This is a genomic window from Arthrobacter sp. H14, assembly GCF_000520495.1.
In the GTDB taxonomy this organism is placed as follows: domain Bacteria; phylum Actinomycetota; class Actinomycetes; order Actinomycetales; family Micrococcaceae; genus Arthrobacter_C.
Genome location: NZ_AZRX01000494.1, coordinates 1 through 3,871, shown reverse-complemented (window position 1 = coordinate 3,871; position 3,871 = coordinate 1). Strand labels below are relative to the sequence as shown.

The window sequence follows — 3,871 nt, the reverse complement described above, 5'->3', positions numbered from 1 at the left end:
GATTACGACCAGACCAGCCGATCAGAGATCCGATGAAAAATCCGGGCTAAACGCTCTGACCCCAACTCCGCCTCCCCGAATCCGTACGTCCACTTGGAGGAGGCCGATGTAGGCTATGCCTTCTGACGGGTGACCCCTAATAATGTCGGCGATGGCAACAAGTCGCTCGTCGTCCCAAAATCCAACTACCTGTTTATCTCGCGACAGTGTGCGCGGGGGACGTGCTGTCAGAATGACTACAGCATCGGACTCTCTAGGTTCACGTCCATGAGTCAGCGCGCTGAACTCCGCATCCGCGGCTACAAGTTGCCAAAGAGCGGAAACGTCGCTGTCCCGCTCTGGAGAAAGGATAGAGTGACGCATCCTTCTAGAATATCCGCCTTCTAAAACTGGGGATGCGGAAAACGGCGTTCCTTAAGAGGATCCCTACGCGGACATGCTCTATAGATCGCCAGTACTGCCTTCGTCTTCCGACTTTCCACTGCTTTTGGATCGCTTTCCGAGCCACTCTCTACGGTATTCCTCTGTCTTCGTGGCTTGTTTACCTCCCCAACCGGCTCCGAAATAGCCGCCTAGGAATATTCCGATGACCAGTAATACAGTTCCGGCGACCGCGCTCCCACCGAGCCACTGAGCAAGTGCTGTGACAGCAGCTACTGCGCAGAGGACCATAAGCCCTGCGCCTACTCGTTTCATAAGTTGAGCATAATGCCGCGGACGGTTGACCGTTCCATCTCTCGTCCGAAAGCTGATCGGCGTGCGGGACACATTTTGCAGGCCCCGCGGGCACACAGTCGTAATGCCCAGGTCCTACGGTTTCGGCGGTGTGTCATTGGCGGCTCTTAGGAGATCCAGGTAGGCACCATCTATGCGGGCACTGTCCTCAATTCCGAACTCGGCTATGAGGCGGTGTGCTTCATTCGCTGCGGTGTCAGATTCAATCCCGTCTGCAATCGGGACTTCCAACTCCAGGAACTCGCCCAGTCCGTCGACCTCGTCGAGGTGGACCCGGGTCTGGCCGATTCGAAAGATTGCGCGGCGCTTCCGGACTCGCCCGTGCTCGCCGTATGCCTGAACCAGAACTGAGCGGAGTCCGTCAGGGTCGGAGGTCTCGGAATGAACGTAGAACGAGGGCTTCGGCCCGGGTTGATCTGTCCTGCGGTAGTAGATCAGCACCCCGTGGTCGTCACTGAGGGACCTGAGCTTGAGCCGACCGTCCGGGCAGGAGAAGAACGTGTCGTCTTGTATGACGTGCTCTGGTTCCCCGTCAGCCAGCGAGACGATCACCGGCAGGAGTCGTTCGATGCTGTCCACTCGCGCTTTGATCTCGATGTTTGTCGGCATGTCTCCACTCAAACACGAGCAAACCGTCGACTGGGACCAGTGGCCGATCGTTCACGGGACAGAAATTGCACCGAAGAATCAGCTAGGAACGGCGTGGTGAAACGTGTTTCATAGTGTGAGAGTCATAGTTCGAACGTAAGTGAGGCTTCGGCCAGGATTCGATTCCAGTCCTCCGGCGAAGGGTGATGGCCCATCTGGTTGAGCTCTAAAAGCTTCCCGTTAGGAACTGCCATCGCCAACCGCTTTCCTTGCGACGGTGGTGCCATCAGATCCAACGTCCCAGTCACAACCAGCATGGGATGTACCAGTTTGTGAGCGTGAGCTAAGGGAGACGAATCTCGCCACTGATTAGGTTGCAGCGTGGCGTCGAGGTATCGCCGGACTCCCCCATAGGAGGTGTCGCTGTAAAACGAGGCAAGATCACTGGGGGAACTAACTGCTATCAGCCCAGTGAGCTCCTTTTGTTCCGCAGCAGCCAAACCTGCCATGAGGCCGCCCATCGAAAACCCGAGCAGCACCACTGATGAGACATGCTGCTGTTGTCGAATCCAGGCAACAACGTAACCAATGTCCTTCGCGGCACTGAGCCCGTAGTCATCGACCCCACTGGAACCTAGCCATCCACGCATGGAGATACTGATGGCATGCCAGGAACGCGCACGGATCTGACGGGCGACCGGCGCCAGAGTCGAAGCGTCTTCACCCCATCCATGCAACAGCAGAAACGCTGGAGCTATACCATCGCCCCACCACGTGTATCCGCCGAGCGTTACATCGCCCGATCCGAACGTCACTGGCACGGCGTCGGGAATCTCTGGCAAGTGCTTCACAACTGCCATAACCCCCTTTTCTCCCACCACTCCCGCCGGATACTTTTACAACCCCGATCATAGGAGACAGGCCGAAGATCAGGCGCCCTGACTGACGCGGCACCACTTCTTCCGAATCAGGACTATAGGCCGCCGAGACCTTTCCGCTTCTGAGCACAGGACGAAGAATGACCCGAAACGAAAATGTCCGTTCAGGGATCCCCTTGCGGGACGATGAATTGCTCAAGCGATAGCGTTGGTGCCATGGCGCGTTCTGAGCTGTCGGCGCAGGTTCGTTACGACGTAGTGGTTGTTGGCGCGGGTCAAGCGGGGCTCGCTATTGGTTATTACCTGCAACAGCGGGGTTCACGGTTTCTCATTGTTGATGCAGGCAGCGCCATTGGGTGGTCTTGGGCGGGTCGGTGGGACTCACTGCGGCTGTTCACCCCGGCGCGGTATTCCGGATTGCCGGGGACGCCGTTCCCCGGCGCAGAGGACAGTTACCCCGACAAGACTGCGGTTGCCCGCTATTTAGCTGCTTACGCGCATCATCATGGGCTGCCGATCCGTCTGAATACCGGTATCACCAAGGTGAGACGTGACCGTCAGGGGTACGTACTCGCCAGTGACGCCGGCAATATCCACGCCCGGCAGGTCGTGATAGCAACCGGCCCCTTCCAAACCGCGAATATTCCTAGCGTTGCTAAGCATCTGAGTCCGGAGGTCGTTCAGCTGCATAGCTCGGAGTATCAGCGTCCCGCGGATTTACCGTACGGGCAGATCCTGGTCGTCGGTGGCGGCAACTCCGGCTTCCAAATCGCTGTCGAACTTACCGAGAGGAGGTCCGTCGATCTTGCCATTGGCCGGCGTAACGCGGCGGATCCACAGCGCCCGTTGGGCAGGGACCTGTTCTGGTGGCAGTCGGTCACCGGACTGATCAGAGTCAAGGCGGACTCGCGGTTTGGCCGCCGGATGCAACAGGGTGAGGGAACCGTCATTGGGCTCTCCCCCAAGCAGTTACGCAAACGCGGTGTGCGGTTCCGGCCCCGCCTCACCGGAGCCAGGAGCCGGACTGTCGAATTCTGCGATAACACTTACCTGGATGTGGATGGGATTGTGTGGGCCACCGGGTTCCGTCAGGACCATTCCTGGATCGATGTGCCCGAGGCCATGAACACCGATGGAGAGCTGAGGCAGCGCCGTGGCGTCACTCCCTCCCCGGGTCTGTATGTTCTCGGCCTGCCCTGGCAACACACGACCGGCTCCGCACTGTTGGGTTTCGTCAAGCACGATGCCGCCTATATCGCAGAACAGATCGCAAGCCCTGGGCAATCAAACGCTGACTAGCAGCTCAAGCAGCCTGCCGTTTGGTTAGCGAACTTCAGCTGACATCGGCGGATTATCGTTTGGAGATCCCCTTGCGGCGTGACCACCGCGCGCTCGGTACGGCGTAGCCGCGCGTCAGGGGATCAGCGACCGGCTACTCGTCGCCGGCGGTGTGTTTGATCAGCGCGGTGGTGAATACGTCCCAGAGCGGCTTCGGCACCTCGTGCCCGGCGTTCTCCATGATCAGCAGCTCGGCACCGGGGATCTGGTCGCGCAGCGCCTTACCGTGTGGCAGCGGGAATACCGGGTCCTTTTCACCGTGGACCACTAGTGGCGTGTCGCTGAAATAGTTTTACGGTCGGGTGGGATAATTGGGGCATGCGTACAGCTCC

General features: G+C 58.8%; 4 protein-coding genes. 1 reads left to right on the top strand and 3 read right to left on the bottom strand.

Annotated elements, in window-relative coordinates; genetic code table 11:
- Window positions 1-810: 810 nt before the first annotated feature.
- Both Y707_RS0101810 and Y707_RS0101805 read right to left on the bottom strand, forming a co-directional pair.
- Entirely contained in the window at window positions 811-1,344 is a 534-nt protein-coding gene (locus Y707_RS0101810) for a class IV adenylate cyclase (RefSeq protein WP_026533831.1), read from the bottom strand.
- Between the two features lie 122 nt (window positions 1,345-1,466).
- Window positions 1,467-2,183: an alpha/beta hydrolase family protein gene (locus Y707_RS0101805; protein ID WP_026533830.1), complete on the bottom strand. Its 717-nt coding sequence runs from the start codon at window positions 2,181-2,183 to the stop codon at window positions 1,467-1,469.
- 234 nt (window positions 2,184-2,417) lie between these two features.
- Between Y707_RS0101805 and Y707_RS0101800 the strand changes: the two genes are divergently transcribed.
- Entirely contained in the window at window positions 2,418-3,500 is a 1,083-nt protein-coding gene (locus tag Y707_RS0101800; RefSeq protein WP_051441548.1) for a flavin-containing monooxygenase, read from the top strand.
- A gap of 133 nt (window positions 3,501-3,633) precedes the next feature.
- Here Y707_RS0101800 and Y707_RS29445 read toward each other — a convergent pair whose 3' ends face one another.
- Window positions 3,634-3,807: an alpha/beta fold hydrolase gene (locus Y707_RS29445; protein WP_081744559.1), complete on the bottom strand. Its 174-nt coding sequence runs from the start codon at window positions 3,805-3,807 to the stop codon at window positions 3,634-3,636.
- Window positions 3,808-3,871: the final 64 nt, after the last annotated feature.